Here is a 25,348-nt window from a genome sequence, read left to right on the forward strand (position 1 = left end):
GAACCCGGAAGTTAAGCCCGCCATCGCCGAAAGTACTGCAGCGTCAGGCTGTGGGAGGATAGGGCGTCGCGCTCGCGAAGGGCGTTTCGGCATGCGGAGGCCCCGCCCCCCTCGGGAGGCGGGGCCTCCGCGCGTTCTGGGGCTCCGCAATTACCTTTGCGCTAGGGGCTCTCTTTTAAGTTGATATCTATGCTAAACTTCAAAGAGTAGCTGCAATATGAAGGAAGGCTGATGATATGATAGGGGATGCTTCTCGTTTCTTTTCGGTTCGCATGCCGATAGTGCTCACGTTGTTCGCGGCGGTGCTTCTATCGGGCGTGATGGTGCCGAGCATTGCCTTTGGTGAAGAGACGGGCGTTGGGCATGAGGCTGGAGCAGTCGATGGCGGCACGCAGGCTTCGACGGAGGCCCACGGGGCTGCTGATAAGGATGAAGATGATTCTGGCTCCGGAAATCCACATGATCCCGACGCTCCTTCTGACGAGGGTGCAGGTTCGGGAGGGGTCTCTCCTTCGCCTGCATATGTCCCTGGGTGGAACACTGTCGATGGCAACCGCTATTTTGCCGACGAGCAAGGAAAGCTCAAGAGCGGGTGGTTGATTGATGGAGGGAAGCGTTACTACCTGGATCCTGGCAACGGCAATGCGATGGCGCGCGGCTTCGTCGCTATCGAAGGCAAGTCTTACTATCTCGATACCGATGGGGTTCTGTTCTCTTCGGGATGGCTGCTGGTCGATCGCGCCTGGTACTACGCAGCTGCGTCGGGCGAGATAGAAACCGGCTGGCTGAAGCTGGGCGGGACCTGGTACTACCTCGATCCTTCGCGAGGTGGTGCCATGTTGACCGGCTCCTACCGTGTGGGATCGACGCTGTACCATGCACGTCCGAGCGGGGCGCTCGTCACCGGCAACGGTTGGGTGCGTACGGATGGCGCTTGGTACTATGCGAGTCCCTCGGGCGCTTTGCGCACCGGCTGGCTGAAGCTGAGCGGCACCTGGTACTGGCTCGACCCGGAAACCGGAGTCATGGCAACGGGTTGGTATAAAGATGGATCGACCTGGTACTATTCTGACGGGTCCGGTGCGATGCTTGCCAATCGCTGGATGAAGCAGGGAGGAACGTGGTACTACCTTAGGGCATCCGGTGCGATGGCTACCGGTTGGTTGAAGCAAGGTGGTATCTGGTACTGGCTTGATCGTTCTTCGGGAGCTATGGAGACCGGCTGGTATCGTGATGGGTCAACTTGGTACTACTCTGACGGATCAGGTGCGATGCTCGCCAATCGCTGGTTGAAACAGGCTGGGACATGGTACTATTTGAACCCATCGGGCTCTATGCGCACGGGCTGGTTCAAGCAACACGGAGTTTGGTACTGGCTTAATCCCGAAAGCGGCGCCATGGCTACTGGATGGGCGAAGGCGACTGATGGAAAGTGGTACTACTTCAACGGATCCGGCGCGATGCTTGCCGATCGATGGCTTAACCTGGGCGGCACATGGTATACGCTCAGCGCATCAGGCGCCATGCGCACCGGTTGGTACCAAGAGGGATCGGCGCGTTATTGGCTTGATCCGGAAACCGGAGCCATGGCTGTCGGTAGGCGCACGATCGATGGACGCGAGTACGTGTTCTCTGGCAGCGGTGCTATGGTCAACAACGTATGGGTGTCGCTTGGGAACGGCTCCTGTGGCTTCATCGATGGCTCGGGGGATGCCGTGCTCGTCGCCTCGTACGATGCTCAGGGCAGAATCGTATGTGCCGATGGGAAGACGGGTTGGCGCACAGCCGCTGGAAAGACCTTCTATTTCGATCCGAAGGACGAAGGCGCGTTGCGTACGGGCATGTTCGACGTCGATGGAGTTCGTTACTACGCCGACGCTTCGGGCATCAGGCAAACGGGATGGGTCAAAGTCTCCGGAACGTGGTATTACCTGGATCCCTCGAGCGGGGTCATGCGCACCGGTTGGGTTTCCGTGGGCGGTTCTTGGTACTATCTCGATCCTTCGACGGGGGCTATGCAGACCGGTTGGCTGCAGGAGAGCGGTGATTGGTATTACCTGAAGAGCAGCGGCGCGATGGTTTCCAACGCAAGCGTGAAGGTGTCGGACGGCACCTACTGGTACATGAACGGGTCGGGACGCCATGACAAGCAGGCGGGCATCGATATCATCATGCGCACGGCGCGCTCGCTTCTTGGCGTGCCCTATGTATGGCTTGGCGTGTACCCGCAGGACGGAGGCATGGATTGCGCTTCGTTTACGTGGTATCTGTATAAGCAGCTAGGGATCGATATCGGTTTCGAGACGTATGATCAGATGTACAGCGGCGTGAGAGTGTTCGGCGATCCCCAACCTGGCGATATCATCTTGATGTATTACGGTGCGTGGCCGAACTACAATCCTATGCTGCCTGAGCACGTGGTGCTGTATGCCGGCGGCGGAATGATTTACGAAGAGCCGACATTCGGCGGTCGCTGCCAGTACGTGTCGCTCGCCTCGAAGGGAGCATCTACGACGACGGCGCAAAGGATTCTGTCATAGAACGGATCGTGGGGGGTCCAGAGGACCCTCCACGTGTTTTCAAGCGGCTTTCTTGATGCGATTTACAAGATGGGTTGGTTTCGCCGTTCCTGCGCCTCGGCGCAGGCGAGGGCAGTTAAACGAGCTGTTTCGCTCCAAGAGAATTTATCGATAACCAGTTGATTGATGTTTTGACCCATGATGAGGCATCGTGTGCGATCGCTATTGAGTTCGAGTATGGCGTTTGCTATCGTTTCGCCGTCTGCCGAGGGGAGTATGATGCCGTGTTCGTTGCTCGGCACCAGCTCTTGCACGCCTCCTACATTTGTGACGATGGGCGTTGCTTTGCATGCAGCTGCTTCCAGCAAGGAGGTCGAGAATCCTTCAGAGCGCGATGGAAGGCAGAACACGTTTGATTCTGTAAGCAGGGCAGAAACATCCGGCGAGTCCAGACGGCCGAGAAACGTTGCATTGGGAAGCGATGCCCGGAGGAGGCTGTCTTCCAGTGGACCCTCTCCTGCGATGAGGAAATGAATCGATTTTTCATCGGCCAAGATGCGCATAGCTTCGATGAGGGCCGGTATTCCCTTTTCAGGTATCAGCCTTCCGGTGAAAGCCACGAGGAGCGTTTCGTCGGATAGGCTGAGTTCTTTCCTGAACGATCGGCAAGACGAGCCTTCAGCGAAGGCCCGTGCATCGATGGAGTTGTTAAGCACCCCGCGGGCTTCGATGCCGAAATGCCGGAGCCATTCGGTTCCCGCGAGGGAAACCGCGTAGTAATCGGCGGAGTGGCGCTTCACCAGCTCGGTGACTGCGTGTTCGACTGTTGCCACGAAGGGGTCGACGAGCTTGCTTCCCATGGTCAAGTGAGCCGATCCGTGGTCGACGATGATAGGGCGAATGCCCTTGGCCTCCGCTAGCGCGATTCCTTCCAGCGTATGGCGGTAGAACCGGGTGTTAATGGCAACGTAGTCGATATTTTGGTTGTGAAGGTACGCCATGATCCGTTCGTATGCCTTATCGTGGCGCGTAACGGGGTATCTGTCGCCCAAAAGCTTATAGCAGGGGAGACGAACTATCTCGACCCCTTCTCCCAGGTCTTCCCTCTCGGCGAGATCGTAGACGTTCGATGTGACGATGATGACGCGATTACCCTGGTCGGCCAGTTGGCGCGCAAGGTTCTGGGTGTACTTTTCAACGCCTCCGACGTGAGGGAGGTAGTGGGCGGAAAATATGCAGAAGGTGTCGTTCTTGTTCGTCAATGTGTTACCGAACCTGATCTTGAACGGTGTCTGCATTGGAGAGCCCGCTTGGGTCAGAGTCGCTTGGGCTCCGATCGTCTTTCTCCAGCTTTTTCGCGAGCAGAGCCTGCTCTTGCACGAGGTTCTTGATCATGAGGGCTTGCTTGCTGGCGATTGAGCTAAGCGAAAGGGATATGGCCAGCAAGAAGAACAATCCGATGAAGAAGATGAAGTTCGAAGGGGTTTCGAACCCGAGGAAGGACGAGATGGAGTACAGGGGCTGAGGAAACAGGGCGCATAGCACGATGACGACGGTGAGCGCCATCCACAGCAGCGAGTACTTGAGCAACAGTCGTTCTCGGGCGACCAGATGGACGACGTACGCGAAGAAGGCGACGCATAGGATGATTGCGACAATTTGAAGAACGAACACGAAACCCTCCGCTTTCTAGACTCGCTTGCGCTTGTGTGAAAAGCTGACGATCAAGATGGCCAGCGACACTTTGATCATGTAGTACAGGCTGGAAAGCCCTCCAATGGACGATTTTCCGCCCTGGCGCTCGCGCATGGTTACCGGAGCTTCGTTCACGGACAGACCCGATTTGATGGCGAGCATGATGGACTCGGGCTCCGGGTAGTCGGTGGGGTAGTTCCTTGCGAACAGCGCCATGGCTTTCTTGCTTGAAGCTCGAAAGCCGGACGTCGGATCGGTGATGCGCTTGCCGGAGAATGCTTTTATCCAGAATGACAGCCAAACGATGCCCAGCCTTCTGAGGGCGGTCGATCGGAATCCGTCGGTGTCCTCCACGAAGCGGGAGCCGATGGCCAGATCCGATCCCGACTCGATCAGCTTGACGAGACTGGGAATGCAGCGGGCATCGTGTTGGCCGTCGCCATCGAACTGGATGTCAACGTCGTAGCCGTTGAGGAGCGCGTACTTATGACCCGCTTGCACGCAGCCGCCGATGCCGAGGTTCTGAGGCAGGTTCAAAACGTTGAACCCGTGCGATTCGCATAACGACTGGGTTTCGTCTGTCGATCCGTCATTGACGACGACGTAATCGCATCCTGCGGACACTACGTCGTTGACGACCGAAACGATGCTCTCCTGCTCGTTGTAGGCGGGGATGACGACGAGGACGTTCAGGTGCTTGTTGTTGGGATATGCATTCGAGGTATCCATATATCGAAGTATACCGTAGTTCGAACCCTCTTTCGCGCGTATGCTTCCTTAAACCCGCATTAAGTCCCGCAATGGATCGATGGGTCGATTCTCAAGCTGGGCCGAACGTCTGCATCTTTTTCCTGCTTATCCTCCTTGCTCCCTGTATCATATGATTCGGCATTTTTGGTTTTTGTCCCGAGCTCGCCACCGTGACCCTTGTTGCGGCAAAAGCGGATTGGGTCGTTGCCGTAAAGCCGCATGTGAAAGCCATCGTATTGTTTTTCGTTTGAGGAGTTTTGATGATTGGGAAGCTGATGAAAGACTGGGCGGGTAATTTGAAGCGCGGTGAAGTTTGCGCTTGCTTTGTTTTCGCCGTCCTATTTGCCTGGGCCGTCTTGCTTCCCGAGTTGGGGAAGTTCGGTCTCAAGCAGGTCGCTCTTTTCTCGATCGGGCTATCGATCGTCTCGGCTTCCGTTCTTGTTGCGATTTGCGACCAAATCAAGCAGATCAACCGGAAAGAACGGGTCGCCGCTCGTAGGTCTTCGAAGCAGGTGAGGATCGCGTTCTTGCTCTGCTTTGCTGCTTTGGAGGTTTCGTTTCTTGCGGTGCTGCTGTCTAATTGGCCTGGCTTTTGCTCTACGGACTCAAACGACATCGTCAACCAGGTCTTGGGCGTTTCCGAGTGGAGCACGTGGCATCGTTACGACGGGTTGGCGAACCACCATCCTATTTTCTACACCTTCCTTGTTTGGGTGGTCTTTCAGGCTACGGCGTTCTTTGGCAGCATCGATCTGTCGATAGGCATCTTTCTTTTCCTTCAGATGACCGTGGCCGCCCTTGTGCTCAGCTGGTGCATCTCGGTGTTTGTCAGGCTTGGTTTTGGAAAAAGGTACATCCTGGCGGCTTTTGCCTTCATGCTGTTCAACCCGATTCTCGCAAACTACTCGGTGACCATGTGGAAGGATGTCTTGTTTAGCTGTTGCGCCCTGTTTCTGATTGTTCGCCTGTATTCGCTTTTGTTCCATGGCGAGAAGAAACACATTGGAAGAACCCTGCTTGTCGCTTGTCTGCTGCTCACTTTTTTGAGGAGCAATGGGTTCATGGTCGTGGGAGCTACCTTGCTTGTCTTGTTCGTGATCGAGCCCGATCTGAGAAAGAAGGTCGCGGCTGTGGGCGCCGCAGTGTTTTGCGCTTTTCTGGTTGTCCAGGGTCCGTTGCTCTCGATCATGGGAGTGCAGAAGGGGCATTTTTCAGAGTCCGTGGGCATTCCGCTTCAGCAAATCGCAGCGACCGTGCACAAAGGCGGACATATCAACGAAGAGCAAGAGGAGTTCATCAACAGGGTTCTTCCTATGGAAGCCATGAGGGACTCTTACAATCCTCAAACTCCCAATCCGATCAAGTTCCACGAGTCTTTCGACGATGCCTTTTTGGAGGAGCATAAGATCGAGTTCTTGGTCACCTGGGCTTCGATGCTTCCCAGCAATCTTGGAATATACGTCAAAGCCTGGATCGATGAAACGCAAGGATACTGGAATCCGGGCTATCCGTCGTGGCTTGTGACAAACTCCACTCTTTACGAGCAAGCCCCGCGCGATTACCTCGGATTCGATTGGGATCCTGGTTTCTTGGCGCAAAAGCTGATCGCGGCTTTGCCTGTTCCTTTCAGTTCCGGCACGCTAATTTGGGCGGTGGCTGCGCTTGTTTTCGTCGGATGCGTCGGACTTGAGAAGAAGAAGCGGGCAAGATGCTTGGTATGCGTTATGCCTCTCATTGCGCTGCTTGCAACGCTGTTCGTTGCGGCTCCTGCAGTCGGGGACTATCGCTACATATTTGCTTTCAATCTGGCGTTGCCCTTCGTTTTGCCGATTGCCGGTTTGGTGAAGGCGGGCCGACCCAAGGCGTAGCTTTTTCTGTTTCGTGTTGACGAGTAACGGGTGAACGTTTCGAATCTATGAGATCGGTTGTGAGCTGCAGCAGGTGCGCACATTCTGTTTTGCTTCGGGAAAGTTTCATTTCGAGGTTGGGAATGCCTTACACTTGTACATTCTTGATGCTCTGCAATACGAGTGGTTTTGCTCGTCTGCGTTATGGTTCGATCGACAGGAGAGGCGCGGATCGCTTCCGCCAAGCAAGTTATGCAAAAGGGATTTCTCGAGGTTTTGCACAGGCACAGAGTCGATATGATCCTGATCGCCGTCGTTGCGGTCATGACGATCCACGCCCTGTACTGTTACTCGTTCAGCGATTCGCGGCTCGCCCTTGCTTTTTCGTGCGTTTCCGTGATCGTCGTTGCGTTTGCGTACCTGTTGATACGGGCGCTTGAATCGAGGGTGCGCCATCGGGTTGAAATGGCGTTCTTGGTGGGTTTGATAAGCTGCGGCCTCTTGTATTCTGTGGTTTTCGCGCCGGGGACCGTTCCTGACGAAACCTATCATTTCGAGGCGTCGTACAAGCTCGCGGACTACATCATGCTGCAAGGACCCACCGTGGATTCCCTGCCGGTGAGAGCAGACGATTCGGCCCTGTTGGACGGCATGCTTCAATCATGGGCTCTCGGATACGACAAGTACCGCTCGGTCATAGACCAGTTCGCCTTTTTCGTGAACGACGCATCCCGTGTTGCTGTCGAGCCCGTCTCTTCGTTCGACTGGACTGCGAACCCTCCGTACATCAAGCTTCCCTCGGCTTTGGGCATCGTGTTGGCCACGCTGCTCAATCTCGGAAGCTTTCCGCTGTTCTATCTGGGAAGATTCTTCAATTTGCTGATGTTTGCGGCGTTGGCGTATTTCGCCGTTCGCATTACCCCAGTTGGCAAGAACGCCATGATGGTTGCAGGGCTTCTTCCCATGACGCTGCATCTGGCGTCTTCTTATTCGTACGATGCCGGAATCATGGGTTTGGCCTTCCTATTGACGGGTATGTGCTTGCGAGCCGTGTACGGAGAGGGCCTTATGAGCCGAAAGGAAAAGGCGGGGATCGTTGTCGTTGCGGTTCTGCTTGCTCCGTGCAAGGTGGTGTACACGGTCATCGTGCTTCTCGTCATCCTGATACCGAGAAAGCGGTTCTCCTCGACTGCCGCTTCTGCACGGTTCAAAGCCATCGCGATCGGATGTGCTCTACTTTCCGTGCTCGTGTTCCGGGCTGCGGGCTTGCTGCAAATGGCGGGAGTCGCATCTTCGTCGACCGCCGAGGGCTCGCGTGGCGACGAATACGGCACGTTTTACAGCCTATCCGGGCTCGTCTCGGATCCCTTGAACACGGTCTTGCTTTTTCTCAGAACGTTCGACGTGCAGGGTTCTTTCTACCTGGACACCCTCGTCGGCGGGTCTCTTGCTTGGTTCCAGGCCGATCTCAAGGCACCGCTCTACATCACGGTAGCCTTGCTGTTCATCGTGGTCTTGTCGGCGCAACGCTCCGAAGGCGATAACGCCGTCATTCCCAGTGCGCACAGGGTTTTGTGTGGAGGTTTGGCCTTGGCTGGGGGTTTGGGCGTGATCCTTTCGATGCTGGTCGGGTGGACGTTCACCAGCGAAAGCGTCGTGCAGGGCGTGCAAGGGCGCTACTTCCTTCCGTTGCTTCCCATGGCCGCATTGATTATACGAAGTAAACATATGAGTATCGATATCCCTCTTGGCATGGGGTTCGTCTATATCATGATCGCTGTCAACGCGATGTACCTTGCTCGCACCTTCTCCGTTGCCGTGGGGGTGTAGCGACCGGTTGAGCGGCTCGGGCTCGACGGTTTTGTCTTGGTTTGCCGTATTCTAGGAAGGCGTGTTCATGCAGGTTTCGTATTGCGGCTTGTGCCGCGGGCATGGGAAGATATTCGTCGCCTTGCGCATTTCCTCGGTCGATGATGCTTGCCTCGTGCGGTTTCGCTCGGAGGGCGAGGCGTTCGGCCGATTGCCTTGCGACTCGTACGAGGAGAACGGGTTGCGCATCGCGGCGCTGCCCGTCGTCGACTTCGACCAAACGCTCGTCGTCGAGGAGGTGGATTCTTCGGGTGCCGTAAGGGACGCATTCAGAAAGAAGCTCTCGACTCGGAGGGCGAAGTGGGAATCGCGGTTCCGCTACCGCTTCGACCGAGAGCTTGTCGACGTCATCCGCAACTACGACGGTACGTTTCGCTTCTCCGAGAACCACCTGGAGTTCGTCGCGGCGGTTCCTGATGACGATCGCTTCCTCGTGCGCGCGGCGCTGGTCGTTTCGGGAGCCTCCTCTCCTGAGGATCTGTCGATAGCCTGCATCGGCGCCGACGGTAGGAGCGTCGATGTCGGGGTCATGCGCTGCGGAGGGTCGGTCGTGAAGCCCGTCAAGGGATCCGGGTTCTCGTACGCCTGCATCCCGGTTTCTATCAGCGTTCCCAAGTCGCTTGAGAACTACTGCTTCGAGATCCGCGATGTGGCAGATCCTTCCGCGACGCGGTTCAGCGTCCTCGAAGCGTGGCTGCTCGGTTGCATGTTGGAAGATTTCGGCGCATTGACCAGAAACGCCCAGATCGATTCCCGCTACCCTGCGTGGTTCGAGAAGCATCGCGCCGACGAGGCCGTGCTTCGCGTGCAGCGCGAGACGGTGTTGGAGAGCGCCCCCGTTTTCAGCATCGTGGTTCCCCTGTACAAGACTCCGCGCAGGTTCTTCGACGAGATGGTGCTGTCGGTTCGGGCTCAGACGTACGCCCGGTGGGAGCTGATCTTGGTCAACGCTAGCCCTGAAGACGAGGAGCTTGCCGGGGCGGTTCGAGAGGCGAGCCGCTCCGACGAACGAGTCAAGATCTTGGCTCTTGAGGAGAACGGAGGGATATCAGCGAACTCGAATGCCGGCATCGCCGTCGCGTCGGGCGATTTCGTGAGCTTCTTCGATCATGACGACCTCATCGAGCCCGACTTGCTGTATGAGTACGCACTTGCCGTTCTCGAACGTCCTGACACTGATCTCCTGTATTGCGACGAGGACAAAAAAGGGGAGGACGGACGGTATTTCGACCCGTTCTTCAAACCCGATTTCAACCTCGACTTGCTGCGGAACAACAACTATATCTGCCATATGCTCACGGTGCGACGCAGCGTGCTCGACCAGGTCGGCCTGCTTGATCCGGCATGCGACGGAGCTCAAGATCATGACTTGACCTTGCGAGTGAGCGAATGCGCTCGGCATATCCATCATGTGCCGAAGATTCTGTACCATTGGCGCGTGAGCTCGGGGTCGACGGCGGGGGGCATCGAGGGAAGCAAGCCGTACGCCACGCTTGCCGGCATTCGAGCCGTCGAGAACCACTTGAGTCGCCTCGGCCTTTCGGCGACGGTCGATCAGGCGAGAAGACCTGCAACGTATCGGGTTAAGTACCGTGTTCCGGAGGACGAACCGCTGGTGTCGATCGTCATTCCCAACAAGGACAGCCTGGCCGTGCTCAGGCAGTGCGTCGACTCCATTCTAGACAAGTCAACCTACGATGCGTACGAGATCGTCATCGTCGAAAACAACAGCACCGAGGTGGAAACGTTTGCCTATTACGAAGAAGTCGCGAAGGATTCGCGCGTGCGATGCGTGTTCTTCGACGGTCCCTTCAACTTCTCGAAGATCATCAACCAGGGCGTCGAAGCTGCGAAGGGGGAGTATTGCATCCTCTTGAACAACGATACGGAGGTCATCACTCCCGACTGGATCGAGACGATGCTGGGACTGTGCGCTCGGCAGGACGTGGGTGCGGTCGGCGTGAAGCTGTACTACCCCGATGACACCATCCAGCATGCGGGCATTGGCATAGCCCCCTCCGTCGCCGCCTGTCTGCACCAGTCGCTTCCGCGAAGCGATGCGGGGTATTTCGCCCTCAACGACGCGCAGCAGGACCTGAGCGCCGTCACCGCTGCATGCATGATGACGAAGCGCAGCGCCTTCGAGCAGGTGGGCGGTATGACGGAGGATCTCGCGGTCGCGTTCAACGATCTTGACTACTGCCTTAAGCTGCGGGAGCGCGATTATCTGGTCGTGTACACCCCTGAGGTTGAGCTCTACCATTACGAATCCCTCTCGCGGGGGTCGGAGGACACGGTTGAGAAAGTGACCCGCTTTCTCAGGGAGGTCGCCTACATGAACGATCGTTGGGTCGAATATTATGCCGCAGGCGACCCATACCTCAACATTAATCTGAGTCGCAGGGAGCCGGGATCGTACTATTTCCGCCTCCCCGACAAAGAGTAGGGCGCGGCAGGCGTTGTTCTTGCGCGATAGGGAGCGCGTCTTTCATGCTTTTCCTGGAACGAACCGGAAGCTTCGACGTGTTGCATTACAATAAGATTATCTGCAACAGCAAAGGAGAGCATACATGAAAGGCATCATACTGGCGGGGGGTTCCGGCACGCGCCTGTACCCGCTCACCACGGTGACGTCGAAGCAGCTGCTTCCGGTGTACGACAAGCCGATGATCTACTACCCGCTGTCGGTGCTCATGATGGCGGGCATCCGCGAGATCCTCATCATCTCGACGCCCGCCGACCTGCCGAACTTCGAGCGTCTGCTCAAGGACGGCTCGGACTACGGCGTGAGCCTGTCCTACGCCGAGCAGCCCAGCCCGGACGGCCTGGCGCAGGCCTTCGTCATCGGCGAGGAGTTCGTGGGCGGCGACAGCTGCGCGCTGGTGCTGGGCGACAACATCTTCTACGGCAACGGCCTGGGGCGCCACCTGCGCGCCGCCGTCGAGCGCGCCGAGCGCGAGGGCGGCGCCACCGTGTTCGGCTACCACGTGGACGACCCCGAGCGCTTCGGCGTGGTGGAGTTCGACGAGGAGTTCAACGCCGTGTCCATCGAGGAGAAGCCCGAGCATCCCAAGAGCAACTATGCGGTGACCGGCCTGTACTTCTACGACAGCCGCGTGTGCGAGCTGGCCAAGCAGGTGAAGCCGAGCGCGCGCGGGGAGCTTGAGATCACCACCCTCAACCAGATGTATCTGGAGGACGGCTCGCTCAACGTGGTGACGCTCGGCCGCGGCTACGCGTGGCTGGACACCGGCACCATGGAGAGCCTGTTCGAGGCCTCCGAGTTCGTGCGCGCCGTCGAGCGCAGCCAGGGCCTGAGCGTGTCGGTGGTGGAGGAGATCGCCTACCAGAACGGCTGGATCGACCGCGATCGCCTTCTGGCCGCCGCCGACAAGTACGGCAAGTCCGTCTACGGCCAGCACCTCAAGAAGGTCGCCGAGGGCAGGATCGTGCCGCACAAGGAGGCGATGTGAGCATGAGGATCCTCGTCACCGGCGGCAACGGCCAGCTGGGCAACGAGCTGCAGCGCATCCTGCGCGAGGGCCGCTCGGAGATCGGGCCGATCCCGGACGCCTACGCGGGTGCGGAGATCGTGGCGGCCGACGTGGACGAGCTGGACGTCACCGATGCCGACGCCGTCATGGCCTATGTGACCCAGGGCGGCTTCGACCTTATCGTCAACGGTGCCGCCATGACGAACGTCGATGGTTGCGAGACGGCCGAGGACGCGGCATTCCGCGTGAACGCCGAAGCGCCGGGCAACCTCGCGCGCGCCGCCGAGGCGGTCGGCGCGAAGCTCGTGCAGGTGTCGACCGACTACGTGTTCCCCGGCACCGAGCCCGAGCCGCGCGTCGAGGACGACCCGACAGGCCCCGTCTCGGCTTACGGTCGCACGAAGCTGGCCGGCGAGGAGCGCTCGCTCGCGGCGTGCAGCCGCTGCTTCGTGGTGCGCACGGCGTGGCTGTACGGCTACGTAGGCAAGAACTTCGTCAAGACCATGATGCGCCTGGGCGCGGACCGCGACGAGGTCACCGTGGTGGACGACCAGTTGGGCAACCCGACGTCGGCGAACGACCTGGCGCACGAGATATTGAAGATTGCCGCCACCGAGAACTACGGCGTGTACCACTGCACGAACGAGGGCACCTGCTCATGGGCCGACTTCGCCGAGGCCGTCATGGAGGGCGCGGGGCTCGACTGCGCCGTCATCCGCTGCACGTCCGAGGAGTACGCGGCCATGAATCCCGCGTCGGCTAAACGCCCGGCGTACTCGTCTCTGCGAAACAAGCGCCTCGAGGACACCGTGGGCAACGAGATGCGCCCGTGGCGCGACGCGCTCTCCGCGTACTTGAACAACCTACCCGAGATGGAAGGCTAGAGGAATGTCAGAGATCTTCGAACCGAAGCGCATCATCGTCACCGGCGGAGCCGGGTTCATCGGAAGCAACTTCGTCCACTGGGTGGTGGACAACCAGCCGGACGTGCACGTCGTCGTGCTGGACGCGCTCACCTATGCCGGCAACCTGGACAACCTCGCCGGCATCCCCGAGGAGCGCATGACCTTCGTCCACGGCGACATCTGCGACGAGGCGCTGCTGGAGGAGATCGTCCCCGGCGTGGACGCCATCGTGCACTTCGCCGCCGAGTCCCACAACGACAACTCCATCGCCGACCCGGAGCCGTTCGTGCGCACCAACGTGCACGGCACGTTTCGCCTGCTGGAGGCCGCGCGCAAGCACGACGTGCGCTTCCATCACATCTCCACCGACGAGGTGTACGGCGACCTCGCATTGGACGACCCGGCGCGCTTCACGGAGGAGACGCCGTACCGTCCGAGCAGCCCGTACAGCTCCACCAAGGCGTCGTCCGACATGCTGGTGCGCGCGTGGTTCCGCACCTACGGAGTGCGCGTCACCATCTCGAACTGTTCGAACAACTACGGCCCGCGCCAGCACATCGAGAAGTTCATCCCGCGCCAGATCACCAACGTGCTCACCGGCATCCGTCCGAAGCTCTACGGCGACGGCCTGAACGTGCGCGACTGGATCCACGCAGAGGACCACTCCTCGGCCGTGTGGGCGATCCTGACGAAGGGACGTCTGGGCGAGACGTACCTGATCGGGGCGGACGGCGAAAAGAACAACATCGACGTGCTGCACGCCATCCTGGAGGGCATGGGCAAGAGCGCGGACGACTTCGACTGGGTCAAAGACCGTCCCGGCCACGATCGCCGCTACGCCATCGACTCCTCGAAGCTGCGCTCGGAACTGGGATGGGAGCCGAAGCACACCGACTTCGCGGAAGGTCTCAAGGCCACCATCGCATGGTACCGTGACAACCCCGGATGGTGGCAGGGCGCCAAGGAGGCCGTCGAGGCCAAGTACGCGAAGCAGGGACAGTAGGAGGCGGTATGGCAGCGGGAGACAGCGTCAAGCACGGCAACTTCACGTTCACCGAGACCTCCATCGAGGGCGTGCTCGTGGTGGACGTCACCGCTTACGGCGACGAACGAGGCTACTTTGTGGAAACCTACAAGCGCCCCGACTTCGTCGCGGGCGGCATCGACTGCGAGTTCGTGCAGGACAACCAGTCCTCCTCGGTCAAGGGCGTGCTGCGCGGCCTACACTTCCAGATAGAGCATCCGCAGTCCAAGCTCGTCCGCGTGGTGTCGGGCGAGGTGTTCGACGTGGCCGTCGACTTGCGCCCGGACAGCCCCACCTACGGAAAATGGGAGGGCGCGGTGCTGTCGGCGGAGAACCGTCGCCAGTTCTTCGTGCCGCGCGGGTTCGCCCACGGCTTCCTCGTGTTGTCCGATATCGCCGAGTTCTGCTACAAGTGCGACGACGTGTACCATCCCAACGACGAGGGCGGGCTTATGTGGAATGATCCCGAGATCGGCATCGAGTGGCCCATCTCGGAGGGTATGGAACTCGTGCTGAGCGAGAAGGACAAGGCGCATCCGGGGCTCAAGGATCTCGCCTAGCTTATGAAAATCAAGAATCTTGTCCTGTGCAGAGGCGACGGCAAAGGTTATGCCCGTCTCCGCATCGTTGGCTCTGCCGGACGTGACGTTGCGGTTGAGGCGGCGCTTGAAGATGGCTCATCGATTCCGACCCTTTGGCTGAAGGAGTCCGATCCCGCTTCGGATGTTGTCGGGGTGTTGGTGTTCCCCTTGCTCGACGATGTCACGTTGTTCGTCAGAGTCGTGCAGCGCGGCGGGGATGAACCCTTGTGCGCGATGCGCTTGCCTGCCGGGAAGCTGAAATGGCTCTCTCGCCTGAACTACCGCCTCCGTCCGTCCCTGTGCGTTGCTTTGCGTGGCGCGGACGAGCGGTCGGTCGATCGTTTGCGCCTTTCGCTGGTCATGTGTATGCCGGATGGCGAGGAGGGGGTATGGCGCATTGCCGCCGAGTCCCGTTCGCTGGGATCTCAGCCGAGGTTCTCTGCCTGGGACGGTGTAGGGCATGCGCTTCAAATAGATCCTATCTTCTTCGAGGATCAGTGCATACCCGATGGCACTGTCGAAGGCGTTCGCCGTCGGATGGTGGTTTCGGTTCGCGTTCCCGCTGCGACGGGCGGCTTGTTCGTAGTCGCCGAGGACGAGACGGGTGCTGCCTTGCCCGCCATGCTGGGGTTCGATAAGGCTGCGTTTTTCGGCGAGCTGCACCGCGCGCTTCGGCGCGTGCGCAACGCTGCGGACGAGGACGACTATCGTGCTTGGCGCGAATCGCGGAAGATGGAAGGGCTTTCCGGGTCGCGCTTGGATCCTGAAGTTTCCCTCTCTCCGTTGGTGAGCATCGTCGTGCCCTGCTATCGGGTGAACGAGCGCTACTTCGAGGAGATGCTGGAATCCGTCCTTGCGCAAAGCTACGTTCGGTGGGAACTCGTCCTCGTCGATTCCGAGAGCGAATCCTCAAAGGTGCCGGGCATCGTCGAGCGCATCGCTGACGATCGCATCACGGTGGTTCCGCTGCGCGACAACCTCGGCATCGTGGGCAACACGAACGCCGGCATTCAGCATGCGCGGGGCGAGTACGTGGCGTTCCTCGATTACGACGACGTGCTGGAGCCGAACGCGCTGGAGGCGTACGTCCAGGCCATCGTCGAGCATCCCGACGCGGGCCTGCTGTACTGCGACGAGGACTCGTTCGAGGTCGGGGGAGCGTTCAGGAACCCTGTGTTCAAGACTGATTTCAACCGAGATCTGCTGTACTCACACAATTGCATCACGCATTGGCTCATGGTGCGCAAGGATGTTTTGGCCGAGACGGGCCTGTCCGACGACGAGGTGAATGGGGCGCAGGATTACGACCTCGCCTTGCGTGTGTCGGAAACCGGACGCGAGATTGTGCACGTGCCGCACATGCTGTACCACTGGCGCGTGCATGGCGAGTCGACCGCAGGGGACAACCTGGGGAGCAAGCCCTACGCTCACCAGGCGGGGAAGATCGCGCTGCGCCGGCATTTCGACCGCCGCGGGATACCCGTCTCGGTGGAGGACGGCGACGGGCCGTTCGTGTACCGGGTCCGCTACCAGCTGCCCGACCCTCAGCCGAGCGTGGAGATCCTCATCCCCAGCAAAGACCATGTCGACGTGCTGGATCGCTGCGTTCGCAGCATTTTGGAGAAGTCGGCCTACGGGAACTACCGCATCACCGTCATCGAGAATAACAGCATGGAGGACGAGACGTTCGCCTACTACCGCGAGCTCGAGGCGCGCAGCGATCGCGTCCGCGTCATCGAATGGCCGCACGGGTTCAACTATGCCAAGATCATGAACTTCGGTGCCGCTAGCACCGATGCGGATCTGCTTTTGCTGTTGAACAACGACACCGAGGTGATCGCACCCGACTTCATCGAGGAGATGGCGGGCTACCTGCAACGTCCCGAGGTGGGCGTCGTCGGCGCGAAGCTGCTGTATTACGACGGTCTCGTGCAACATGCGGGCATGCTCATCGGCCCTGACGGCACGGTTGTGCACGTAAACCAGAACGTGCCCGATTCGCAAGGCTGTTACCTGGGCCGTTCGGTGCGTCCCGGCAACTTTTCAAGCGTGACGGGCGCGTGCCAGATGGTGAAGAGGGCGGTGTTCGAGGAGGTGGGTGGTTACTCTGAGGAGTTCGCGGTGGGGTACAACGACGCCGACTTCTGCTGCAAAGTGAGCGCAGCGGGCTACTCGGTGACGTTTACGCCGTACGCGAAGCTGTACCACAACGAGTTCGTATCTCGTGGGCGCGAAGAGGGGGATCCCTCGAAGATGCAGCGCTGGCTGCGCGAGCGCGCTCTTATGCAAGAGAAATGGCCGCAGTTCTTCGAGCAGGGGGATCCGTTCTCGAACCCGAACCTCGATAGGGACAGCCTGTACTTCGCGCTTCCCTCGCCGGAGGACGCGCGCCGTTAACGGCCGAGGATCTTTTTCGCGGGTTTGAGGACGGCCTCGCCGACGCGGTACGTCTTCGATGCGCGCAATTCCTCGACTTCGCGCCAAGCGCGCAGTGCATCGTTCTTCTGCTCTTCCATGCGCCGATTCGTTTCCCTTAGCAGGAAGAACAGGAAATCGTCGGCATTGTCGCACAGCAGGTGGCGCACCTGGTCGTAGGTTTGCGGATCGAAGTAGTCGGCCTCCTTCATCGTATCCAGGCCGAGTTTCGCGCATCCGCGCTCCTGCATCTCACGACGCAGCTCCTCGAAGGCGTCGCGGGCTTTCAGGCTGCAGAGGTTGAAGAACACCGACTCGGCCGCCCAGTTCTTGAAGCCCCGCTCGACCGCGGCGAAGCGCCCGGCGTTCTCAAGGTGCTGCTTGGCGGCGACGAAGGATCGGTGGAAGTCGAGGGGGGCTCGTTCGTTCGTGGCGATGTTGCTGTTCGGGTTGTTCACTCGATAGTGGTACAGCACCTCGTCTACCGTGGCGATGCGGTCGGCTTGGGCGAGCGCGCAGCAGACGAAGTACAGGTCGGCGCTGCGCTGGACCTCGTGGAAACGTAGGCCGCTCGCCTGTACGAACGAGGATCGGAACAGCTTGTTCCATGTCCAGTTCTGAAAGGCGTAGAACAGCTTGTCGGGGTTGTCGCCGGGTGACGACACGCGGCCGGCGGGGAAGGCGTCGGTGTCGAGCGACCAGGGCATGGGCAGCGTCTCGCCGGTTTCATCGTTGTACGAATCGACCCGGTACGCCACCACGTCGGCACCGGTTTCCTCGGCGCGCCGAACGGCTTTCTCAAGCAGCTGCGGTTCGGCGAAGTCGTCGGCGTCGAAGAACGCGAGGTAGCGTCCGCGCGCCACGTCCAGTCCGGCGTTGCGGGCGGCGCCCTCGCCCTTGTTCTCCTGGTGGATGACGCGCATACGATCGTCGCGGGCGGCCATGTCGTCGAGGAGGCTTCCCGTGCCGTCGGTGGATCCGTCGTTTACGCAGATGAGCTCGAAGTCGGGTATGGTCTGGGTCAGCACGCTTTCCACGCACTGGCGGATATGGCGTTCGCCGTTGTAGGCCGGCACGACGATGGAGACGATGGGGGTGTCGCTCATGCTTCTCTCTATCCTCTCGCGCGAGCGTCGTCGAGGGCTTCGACGAGCAGCTCTCGGTCGAGGCGGGCGACCCCGCTTTCCTTGCCGACGAACGCGAGCTTGTCGACCTGCGTGCTCGAACGCTTGACGAAGTCGAGACACTGGTCGATGTCGTCAAGGTCGGTGGGATTCTCGAGCAAAAGCGCGCTTCCCTGCTTCGCCGCGTACGCGCCGCATCCCAGCAGCTCGGGCCATTGGGAAAGCGAGAGGGAGGCGACGCACAGCTCTCGCCCTCCGTTTTGCGGGGGCTGCGTTTCAACAAGGGTTCGCTCGCAGAGGGCGATGCAGGTTTTCTGAGGCGTGTCGCAGGCGATGCGCTCGACGGAGATGCCTCGCTTGCGCAAACGATCGTCGATCGTCATGTCGGCGGCGTGGCCGACTACGAGCGCTCGATTGTGCCCTGCTTCATGCACAGCGCTCTCGAGGGCGTCGTACGAGATCGCTCCGCGTGTGGCGATAACGGGGCAACGCTTAGCGCTTGCAAGCGGTGCTGCCGCAAGCGATTCGGGGTTGTCGTCGAAATCGACGATCATCATCTCGTCCCCCCAGAACCCGCGCTCGATGCCGTGGCGATGGATGCCCAAAGACAGGTCGAACAGGCTTCCGTCGCCTACGAAAGGAATGATGGCGGGGGACCAGGAAAGCCGTTCGAGGGCAGCAAGCGGCTCGACCGCATTGCGCTCGGCGTCGACGAAGTAGATGGTGGAGGGCTTCGTCTCCCTCAGAATGGATGCGACTGCGTCGGGGATCCTGTCGGGTTTCACCGGCAGAACAGGGGCGTCGACGGCTCCGGCAAGACCGTTCGCCATGATCGCGTTGATATGGGTGGAGGCGCATACCACCACGGCGGTATCGAACCCGTTTTCCCAGCCTCGGTATGCAAGCTGCACGGCCGTGCCGTTGGCGTCGTCTCCGGCGATCGTGCTGAAATCGCTTTCCTCGTGCTCTCCACTGCGCTGAAGCGCTTCGAATACGCGCTGTTCCGCTTCTGCGCTGCCGGTTCGCCCGCCAAGGCCTCCGTATACGCGGCACACCGACGCAGCGTCACCCATCATGCGCGTGTGTCCCTTCTCGATCCAGATGACCTTGTTGCAAAGGCGCTCCACCTGGGCGTTGCTGTGGGACACGATGAGCACGGTCACGCCGTGTTTCTCGATAAGCTCGCTGATGCGGTCTTCGCATTTCTTCTGGAACATGAAGTCGCCAACCGAAAGCACCTCGTCCACTACGAGGATCTCGGGGACGATCACCGTGGCGATGGCGAACGCGATGCGCGCCACCATGCCCGAGGAGTAGTTCTTGAGCGGCATGTCGAGGAACTTCTCGATCTCGGCGAACTCCACGATCTCGTCGAAATGATCGTTGATGAACTCCTTCGAATAGCCAAGCAGCGCGCCGTTGAGGTAGATGTTCTCGCGAGCGGACAGCTCGGTGTCGAAGCCGGCGCCGAGTTCGATGAGGGGTGCGATGTTGCCGTTGATCTCGCAGGTTCCCTTCGTGGGCTCCAGGACGCCGGCGATGATCTTGAGCATGGTGGACTTGCCCGACCCGTTCGTGCCGATGATGCCGAACACGTCGCCCTTCTTCACCTCGAACGAAACGTCGTCGAGCGCGGTGAAACCCTCGAAAAAGAGTTTGCGCCGGGCGATCTGGATGGCGTATTCCTTCAAGCTGTTGAGCTGTTCGGACGCCATGTTGAAGATCATGGACACGTGATCGACTTTGACCATAGTCCGACGATTGTCCTCGCTGAGGTCTTCGACTGCGGCGGCCAAAGAAGAGGTGTTGACGTTTTCAGGCATAACGAACCTTCGTCTCTATACGTACAGGATGAATTTTTTCTGCTGCTTGCGGAACACGGCGAACCCGATGACGAGGGTGGCGACGCCGCAGCCGAGGCAGATGACATTCGCTCCCAGGCTCGGCGTCACGCCGTTGAGGGCGATGTCGCGGAAATAGGTGACGTAATAGTACATGGGATTGAACTGCATGATGGTCCACATCCAGTCCGTGAGGATGCTGGTGGGATAGAACAGAGGCGTCGCGTACGTCCAGGCGGTCAATATAACACCCCACAGGTGCATGACATCGCGGAAGAACACGGCGAGTGACGACAGCAGCAGCCCAAGGCCGAGGCAGAACAGAAAGATGTAGAACAGCAGAAGCGGCAGGAGCAGGATGTTCCATGTAAGGGGGATCTGGAAGAAGGCGATGACCGCCGCCACGGCGACGAGCGAGATGGCGAAGTTCAGCAGACTGAACACGACTTTCTCAAGGGGGAACAGCATCTTGTTGATGCGGATCTTCTTGATGAGAGGAGCCGAATCGATGATGGAGCTCATGGCGCCCGATGTGGCATCGCTCATGAACGTGAACAGGGTTTGGCCGAGGATCAGGTAGACGGGGAAGTTCGGGATGTCGAAGCGGAACACCACGGAGAACACCGCGGTGAGCACGATCATCATGAGCAGGGGATTCAGTACCGACCACAGCACGCCGAGCATGCTGCGTCGGTATTTGAGTTTGAAATCTTTCGAAACGAGAGAGGTGAGGATGAACCAATCTCGTTTGAACCGTGTCTTAGCTGCACTCATAATGCGGATCGTAGCCTCTCTGATGCGACGCGCGCCCCTGCGCGGTGTGTTCTGCAACCTTCGCAAAACCGCATGATACCACGTAACGATCCTTTTCTTTTTCAGGCCGGGCGGAGTCCATCCTTTATGCGCTCTATGCTACCCTTGCAGATATCGTTTGACAGATACCGTTTTCCTGTCGGTTTGCGACGGGGTGGCAGGGAGTTCGCATGTGGGTTGATTTTTGCTTGGCCGTTCTAACTGGCACCGCGGTGTTGTATGGGCCGGGCTTTTTCGCTTGGAGAGCCCTTGGTATGAGGGGATTGGCTGCGCTGTCCTGCGCACCCCTCTTTTCGATCTTGGCGTATTCCATCTTGGGGGTCGTGTATTTCTTTCTCGGCGTGCGATCGACTGCTTTGTCGGTGGGGCTTTCCGTGGCGGTTGTGTCGCTTGCGGCCTACGGCCTCCTCCTGTTCGTCGCGCGCAGGAAAGGCGTCGCGCTCGGTTCGGGCGAGCGTGCAGACCGGCAGTTCGATGCCGCTCTCGTCTCGGCGTACTTGGCTGTCGGGGTGGTCGTCGGGTTATTCGCGTTCGTCCTTCCCTTGGATGGCCCGGCATCGTCCGTTCAAACGTATGACAACGTGCATCACTTCGCCTCGGTGCGCAGCTTCTCGGATTCCGGCATGTGGTCTTCGCTGCACGTCTCGTCGTACTTGGACGTTTCCGATCCCGCAGCCAACCCTCTGCCGGGAACCGGATACTATCCCTCGGGATGGCATATCGTATGCTCCATGGTGGTAAGCGCTTTGGGCGTCGAGGTGGCATTGGCCGTCAATGCCGTGAACTTCCTGTTCGCGGCAATCGTCTTCCCCTTGAGCATGGCGTTCCTCATGAAGGTTCTGTTCTCCGGCGATCGCGCTATCGCCTTGATCGGAGCATTGGGCGCGGTCGCCGTCGGGGCGTTCCCCTGGGTCCTCGTCGAGGTGTGGCCTCTGTATCCGAACACGGCGGCGTTCGCGCTGGTGCCGGTTCTTGTTGCGTGTTTTGCGGCGGTTTGGGGCCGGGACGCCTCGAGGAGGGAGCGCGTCGCGTACGGCGCCGTGTTCGTTCTCGGTTGTTGCTGCATGGCGTTCATGCAGCCGAACGCGGTGTTCTCGGCGGCGGTCTTCCTCATTCCTTTTTGCGTGTATCGATCGGCGGTCGAGGCGGGCCGTCGATGCCGGGAGCCGAAACGTCGCATGGAGGTCATGCTGGCGGCCGGGTCGGTCGCGCTCGCGTGCGTTGCCTTGCTGTGGGTGGCTGCGCTTTCTCTGCCCTTCATGCAAGGAGCCGTCGCAGTGTACTGGCCTCCGATCCATTCAAGGGCGCAGGGTCTCGTGAGCGTGCTCGGCATGGGATTCGCCGGATCCTCCGTGCAGCCGATCGCTGCGTGCCTAGTCGCGGCGGGCGCGCTGTACACGCTGCGCAAACGACGCTATCTTTGGCTGACGTGCTCGTATCTTCTGGCATGCTGCATCTATTACGTTTCGGCCGTGGAGGGAGATACCCTGCTCAAACACGCGCTGTCGGGATTCTGGTACACCGATCCTTATCGCACCGCCGCACTGGCCGGGATACTGGCTCTTCCGCTTCTGGCGATGGGACTGTACGTCGCGTGCAAGATCGTCGGGAAGACTCTTGCATCCGTTCGCGCGCCAGGCGAGAACCGTTTGAAGGCGCTTTCTCTGGCCGTCGTTGCCGTCGCCTTCCTCGCATTGAACTTCTTGCCGGTTCGAGGGGCGCTCGGACTGGGCCAGGGCGCGTTCCAGGGCATCGCCGCCACCGCAACGGCTCTCAATGACGGTTCGGCGGTAAACGCCTACAGCGAAGAGAAGAGCCGGTTCTCGAAGCACGTGAAAGAGGTCGTGCCGTCCGGGGCGCTTATCGTCAACCAGCCTTACGACGGATCGCTTTTCGCATACAGCCTCGATGATTTGAATCTGTACTATCGCGACATATCGGGTTACGGTGGAGAGGACGAACGGCCGGAGAGCTCGACGATCCGCTGTCGGCTGGCTGCCGAGGCGTCCAATCCTTCGGTGCGAGACGCGGTTCTGACGACCGGAGCCGAGTACCTCCTGGTTCTCGATCGGGATGTCGAGCGCATGAAGGAGCTGTTCTTCCTCTACGATCCGGCTGTCTGGGAGGGCATCGAGGGCGTGGTCGATGAGACGCCCGGTTTCGAGATGGTTTTGTCCGAGGGCGATATGCGCCTGTATCGGATAGCGAGCGGCGATGCCATACAATAAGCATGTACAATGCAGGTTCGAGAAAGGACGGTGAGTCGATGCAGCAAGCTTGCCCCAGCGTCTCGGTGCTGGTTCCCATATACAACGTGGAGCGCTATTTGCCGCAGTGCCTTGAGGCGCTGTGCTCGCAGACGCTGCGCGACTTGGAGATCGTGGCCGTCAACGACGGGTCGACCGACGGATCACTGTCTGTTTTGCAGGAATGGGCGCGGAAGGACGAGCGCATCGTCATCGTCGACAAGCCGAATTCGGGGTACGGCGCTTCTATGAACTGCGGCATCGAGGCCGCACGCGGCGCGTACATCGGCATCGTTGAGCCCGACGACTTCCCTGAGCGCGACATGTTCAAACGCTTGCTCCGCATGGCGCAGCGACATGACTGCGACCTCGTGAAATGCAACTTTTTCGAGCACTACGAGGATCATGACGACCGCATACGCAACTTCGCCGATTTCCCCTACGGCAGGCTTTTCGATCCCGTCGAGCAGCCGCGCATCGTCTGCACGATCCCCGCGATCTGGACGGGGCTCTATCGCAAGGCTTGGCTCGACGATGAGGGCATCCGCTTTCGCGAGACGCCGGGCGCGTCGTTTCAGGACACGTCGTTCGTGATGAAGTCGTGGTTCGCGGCCCGTCGGTGCGCGCTGGTGCGCAAGCCGCTGCTGCACTACCGCATGGACAACCCGGGTTCGTCGGTGAAGACGACGGACAAAGTGTTCGTCGTGTGCGACGAGCTGGAAGACTGCGAGCGGTTCTTGCGCGCCCGTCCTGACCGCTGCCGCGCGCTGCTGCCATGGTTCTACGTGGACAAATGGAGCAAATACCGGTGGAATTACGAGCGCATCGACGCGAGCGCCCACGAGGCGTTCGCGCAGCGCATGGCCGACGAGTACGCGGCGGCGCGGGAAGCAGGCGAGCTCGATATGCAGCTGTTCGATCCTATCAGTAGAGACGTTCTCGGCGAATTGCTCGACAGCGGGGCGGCGAAGTTCGCAGCCGACCATCCGGAAACATATTAGGAAGCTTTCATGAAGCGCAATGGCAAGCAGCCCGTCGTATCCGTTATCGTGCCCACGTACAACGCGGGGGAGTTCGTGGCGCAGTGCCTCGACAGCGTGCTCGGGCAGACGATGGGCGATTTCGAACTGATCTGCGTCGACGACGGTTCGACGGACGATACCTGGGCGATCGTGGAAGAGCGTGCGCAGCGTGACGGGCGCGTGGCGGCGCTTCGCCAGGCGAACGCGGGACCAGGTGCGGCGCGCAACGCCGGGCTGGAGCGGGCGTGCGGACGGTACGTGTACTGCCTCGATGCGGACGACTACCTCGAGTGCGATATGCTTGCGAGCTGCGTGAAAGCGCTCGACGACGCGCAGGCAGATATGGCGCTTGTGGCGTTCCGCACGTACAACCAGCGGGCAGGCAGGACCTATCCGGCCGAATGGGGGATGCGGCACGAGGACGCGTTCCCCTCGTACCCTGCAGGTTCGTTCACGTGGGAGACGGCGCCCGATCTGTTCTTCGAGACGGTGCAGAACGTTCCTTGGAACAAGATGGTGCGTCGCTCGCTGCTCGAGGAGCGCGGCATCCGCTTTCAGGAGCTGCGCTTGACCGAGGATCTCATGTATTCGCTGCCTGCGGCGGTGTCGGCGAGGCGCATCGTGCGCATCGCCCGCCCGCTCGTGGTGCATCGCGAATTCTCCGGCACGAACGCGATGGCCGACAAAGGGCGGCATCCGCTCGATTTCCTCGACGCGTTCGCCGCGTTGCGCGCGTGGCTGCAGGAGGAAGGCTTGTACGAGCCGTTGCGTTTGGCGTACCAGGCGTGGCTGCTCGATGCGGTGTATTACAACTTGCCGACGTATCGCGACTTCGACGCGTTCGCCGTCGCTTACGAGCGACTGGCTTCCGGCGGGCTCGAAGCGTACGACCTGGCGCACGTCGACGCCGACCGCATTCTCGACCATCGTTATCGGGAATTGCTCGAAGCGCTCCAGCGGGGTTCGCGCGAACGATTCTTGCTGGCGTGCGCCAATATCGAGGCGGCCGAGGTCCAGGAGCAGAAGTGCGGTTTCCAGGACGCCCAGGGATCGCTCAAGTGGCTTGTGCGGCGGCTGAAGGAGCGTTTGCGCTCGAAGTGAGAGTGCGGTTTGCGGTTGACGATCCGCTTTGCGGCGTTTCGCCCTTTTCGGGACTACAATTGAATTCTGAGATGCGCCGTCCCCGACGCTCTGTTTACGTGT

Annotated in this window: 18 protein-coding genes; 12 read left to right on the plus strand and 6 right to left on the minus strand. The window is 59.9% G+C overall.

What is annotated here, in order from left to right; genetic code table 11:
* The first annotated feature begins 236 nt into the window (after positions 1 to 236).
* The gene (locus GT590_RS13655; RefSeq protein ID WP_035584978.1) at positions 237 to 2,540 is read left to right on the plus strand and encodes an NlpC/P60 family protein; all 2,304 of its coding nucleotides are present in this window, start codon (positions 237 to 239) and stop codon (positions 2,538 to 2,540) included.
* Positions 2,541 to 2,602: 62 nt separating this feature from the next.
* On the opposite strand, the gene GT590_RS13660 is transcribed toward GT590_RS13655, so the two are convergent.
* Genes GT590_RS13660 through GT590_RS13670 form a run of 3 tightly spaced genes read right to left on the minus strand, consistent with a single transcriptional unit; the run spans position 2,603 to position 4,943 of the window.
* Complete coding sequence (locus GT590_RS13660; RefSeq protein ID WP_052106126.1) at positions 2,603 to 3,817, minus strand: glycosyltransferase family 4 protein; 1,215 nt, start codon at positions 3,815 to 3,817, stop codon at positions 2,603 to 2,605.
* Complete coding sequence (locus GT590_RS13665; RefSeq protein ID WP_009304063.1) at positions 3,786 to 4,193, minus strand: DUF2304 domain-containing protein; 408 nt, start codon at positions 4,191 to 4,193, stop codon at positions 3,786 to 3,788. Before GT590_RS13665 ends, GT590_RS13660 begins: the two co-directional genes overlap by 32 nt.
* A gap of 15 nt (positions 4,194 to 4,208) precedes the next feature.
* On the minus strand, positions 4,209 to 4,943 hold the full coding sequence (locus GT590_RS13670; protein ID WP_035584981.1) for a glycosyltransferase family 2 protein: 735 nt from the start codon (positions 4,941 to 4,943) through the stop codon (positions 4,209 to 4,211).
* 281 nt (positions 4,944 to 5,224) lie between these two features.
* Here GT590_RS13670 and GT590_RS13675 point away from each other — a divergent pair, with 281 nt between their 5' ends.
* From GT590_RS13675 to GT590_RS13710, 8 genes are all read left to right on the plus strand, one after another.
* A complete protein-coding gene (locus GT590_RS13675; protein ID WP_035584982.1) occupies positions 5,225 to 6,832 on the plus strand; it encodes a DUF6020 family protein in 1,608 nt (535 codons plus the stop codon).
* Between the two features lie 276 nt (positions 6,833 to 7,108).
* Positions 7,109 to 8,641, plus strand: coding sequence for a DUF2142 domain-containing protein (locus GT590_RS13680; RefSeq protein ID WP_229117067.1), 1,533 nt, complete (start codon positions 7,109 to 7,111; stop codon positions 8,639 to 8,641).
* Between the two features lie 67 nt (positions 8,642 to 8,708).
* A complete protein-coding gene (locus tag GT590_RS13685) occupies positions 8,709 to 11,126 on the plus strand; it encodes a glycosyltransferase (RefSeq protein WP_052106127.1) in 2,418 nt (805 codons plus the stop codon).
* A 124-nt stretch (positions 11,127 to 11,250) separates the two neighbouring features.
* Positions 11,251 to 12,153 (plus strand): glucose-1-phosphate thymidylyltransferase RfbA, encoded by a 903-nt coding sequence (gene rfbA / locus GT590_RS13690; protein ID WP_021410980.1) that lies wholly within the window; start codon positions 11,251 to 11,253, stop codon positions 12,151 to 12,153.
* A 2-nt stretch (positions 12,154 to 12,155) separates the two neighbouring features.
* The gene (rfbD, locus tag GT590_RS13695) at positions 12,156 to 13,058 is read left to right on the plus strand and encodes a dTDP-4-dehydrorhamnose reductase (RefSeq protein WP_035584987.1); all 903 of its coding nucleotides are present in this window, start codon (positions 12,156 to 12,158) and stop codon (positions 13,056 to 13,058) included.
* A 4-nt stretch (positions 13,059 to 13,062) separates the two neighbouring features.
* Positions 13,063 to 14,082: a dTDP-glucose 4,6-dehydratase gene (gene rfbB / locus GT590_RS13700; protein WP_035584990.1), complete on the plus strand. Its 1,020-nt coding sequence runs from the start codon at positions 13,063 to 13,065 to the stop codon at positions 14,080 to 14,082.
* 8 nt (positions 14,083 to 14,090) lie between these two features.
* On the plus strand, positions 14,091 to 14,663 hold the full coding sequence (gene rfbC, locus GT590_RS13705) for a dTDP-4-dehydrorhamnose 3,5-epimerase (RefSeq protein ID WP_009304071.1): 573 nt from the start codon (positions 14,091 to 14,093) through the stop codon (positions 14,661 to 14,663).
* Positions 14,664 to 15,221: 558 nt separating this feature from the next.
* Positions 15,222 to 17,081, plus strand: a complete 1,860-nt coding sequence (locus GT590_RS13710) for a glycosyltransferase (protein WP_227110662.1) — start codon at positions 15,222 to 15,224, stop codon at positions 17,079 to 17,081.
* Here the strand turns inward: GT590_RS13710 and GT590_RS13715 are convergent.
* Genes GT590_RS13715 through GT590_RS13725 form a run of 3 tightly spaced genes read right to left on the minus strand, consistent with a single transcriptional unit; the run spans position 17,078 to position 20,838 of the window.
* Entirely contained in the window at positions 17,078 to 18,205 is a 1,128-nt protein-coding gene (locus GT590_RS13715; RefSeq protein WP_086414463.1) for a glycosyltransferase, read from the minus strand. The two genes, GT590_RS13710 and GT590_RS13715, sit on opposite strands and share 4 nt — an antisense overlap.
* An 8-nt stretch (positions 18,206 to 18,213) precedes the next feature.
* Positions 18,214 to 20,046 carry an ABC transporter ATP-binding protein gene (locus tag GT590_RS13720; RefSeq protein ID WP_114519679.1) on the minus strand — a complete coding sequence of 611 codons (1,833 nt, stop codon included), beginning with the start codon at positions 20,044 to 20,046 and terminating at the stop codon, positions 18,214 to 18,216.
* A 15-nt stretch (positions 20,047 to 20,061) separates the two neighbouring features.
* Positions 20,062 to 20,838, minus strand: a complete 777-nt coding sequence (locus GT590_RS13725) for an ABC transporter permease (protein WP_161171174.1) — start codon at positions 20,836 to 20,838, stop codon at positions 20,062 to 20,064.
* A gap of 209 nt (positions 20,839 to 21,047) precedes the next feature.
* Here GT590_RS13725 and GT590_RS13730 point away from each other — a divergent pair, with 209 nt between their 5' ends.
* The 3 genes from GT590_RS13730 to GT590_RS13740 are packed head-to-tail and all read left to right on the plus strand — an operon-like array spanning position 21,048 to position 25,246.
* Positions 21,048 to 23,105 carry a DUF6541 family protein gene (locus GT590_RS13730; RefSeq protein WP_009304076.1) on the plus strand — a complete coding sequence of 686 codons (2,058 nt, stop codon included), beginning with the start codon at positions 21,048 to 21,050 and terminating at the stop codon, positions 23,103 to 23,105.
* 38 nt (positions 23,106 to 23,143) lie between these two features.
* Positions 23,144 to 24,124, plus strand: coding sequence for a glycosyltransferase (locus GT590_RS13735; RefSeq protein ID WP_240129898.1), 981 nt, complete (start codon positions 23,144 to 23,146; stop codon positions 24,122 to 24,124).
* 9 nt (positions 24,125 to 24,133) lie between these two features.
* The gene (locus GT590_RS13740) at positions 24,134 to 25,246 is read left to right on the plus strand and encodes a glycosyltransferase family 2 protein (RefSeq protein WP_114513156.1); all 1,113 of its coding nucleotides are present in this window, start codon (positions 24,134 to 24,136) and stop codon (positions 25,244 to 25,246) included.
* Positions 25,247 to 25,348 lie beyond the last annotated feature (102 nt).

Origin of the sequence: Eggerthella sp. BIOML-A1, assembly GCF_009875595.1 — a bacterium.
Lineage (GTDB): Bacteria > Actinomycetota > Coriobacteriia > Coriobacteriales > Eggerthellaceae > Eggerthella > Eggerthella lenta.

Bases quoted from the DNA above. Each gene is read 5' to 3' on its own strand.
- GT590_RS13655 (WP_035584978.1), top strand. From the start codon at position 237: ATGATAGGGGATGCTTCTCGTTTCTTTTCGGTTCGCATGCCGATAGTG.
- GT590_RS13660 (WP_052106126.1), bottom strand. From the start codon at position 3,817: ATGCAGACACCGTTCAAGATCAGGTTCGGTAACACATTGACGAACAAG.
- GT590_RS13670 (WP_035584981.1), bottom strand. From the start codon at position 4,943: ATGGATACCTCGAATGCATATCCCAACAACAAGCACCTGAACGTCCTC.
- GT590_RS13675 (WP_035584982.1), top strand. From the start codon at position 5,225: ATGATTGGGAAGCTGATGAAAGACTGGGCGGGTAATTTGAAGCGCGGT.
- GT590_RS13680 (WP_229117067.1), top strand. From the start codon at position 7,109: ATGATCCTGATCGCCGTCGTTGCGGTCATGACGATCCACGCCCTGTAC.
- GT590_RS13685 (WP_052106127.1), top strand. From the start codon at position 8,709: ATGCAGGTTTCGTATTGCGGCTTGTGCCGCGGGCATGGGAAGATATTC.
- rfbA (WP_021410980.1), top strand. From the start codon at position 11,251: ATGAAAGGCATCATACTGGCGGGGGGTTCCGGCACGCGCCTGTACCCG.
- rfbD (WP_035584987.1), top strand. From the start codon at position 12,156: ATGAGGATCCTCGTCACCGGCGGCAACGGCCAGCTGGGCAACGAGCTG.
- rfbB (WP_035584990.1), top strand. From the start codon at position 13,063: ATGTCAGAGATCTTCGAACCGAAGCGCATCATCGTCACCGGCGGAGCC.
- rfbC (WP_009304071.1), top strand. From the start codon at position 14,091: ATGGCAGCGGGAGACAGCGTCAAGCACGGCAACTTCACGTTCACCGAG.
- GT590_RS13710 (WP_227110662.1), top strand. From the start codon at position 15,222: ATGGTGGTTTCGGTTCGCGTTCCCGCTGCGACGGGCGGCTTGTTCGTA.
- GT590_RS13715 (WP_086414463.1), bottom strand. From the start codon at position 18,205: ATGAGCGACACCCCCATCGTCTCCATCGTCGTGCCGGCCTACAACGGC.
- GT590_RS13720 (WP_114519679.1), bottom strand. From the start codon at position 20,046: ATGCCTGAAAACGTCAACACCTCTTCTTTGGCCGCCGCAGTCGAAGAC.
- GT590_RS13725 (WP_161171174.1), bottom strand. From the start codon at position 20,838: ATGAGTGCAGCTAAGACACGGTTCAAACGAGATTGGTTCATCCTCACC.
- GT590_RS13730 (WP_009304076.1), top strand. From the start codon at position 21,048: ATGTGGGTTGATTTTTGCTTGGCCGTTCTAACTGGCACCGCGGTGTTG.
- GT590_RS13735 (WP_240129898.1), top strand. From the start codon at position 23,144: ATGCAGCAAGCTTGCCCCAGCGTCTCGGTGCTGGTTCCCATATACAAC.
- GT590_RS13740 (WP_114513156.1), top strand. From the start codon at position 24,134: ATGAAGCGCAATGGCAAGCAGCCCGTCGTATCCGTTATCGTGCCCACG.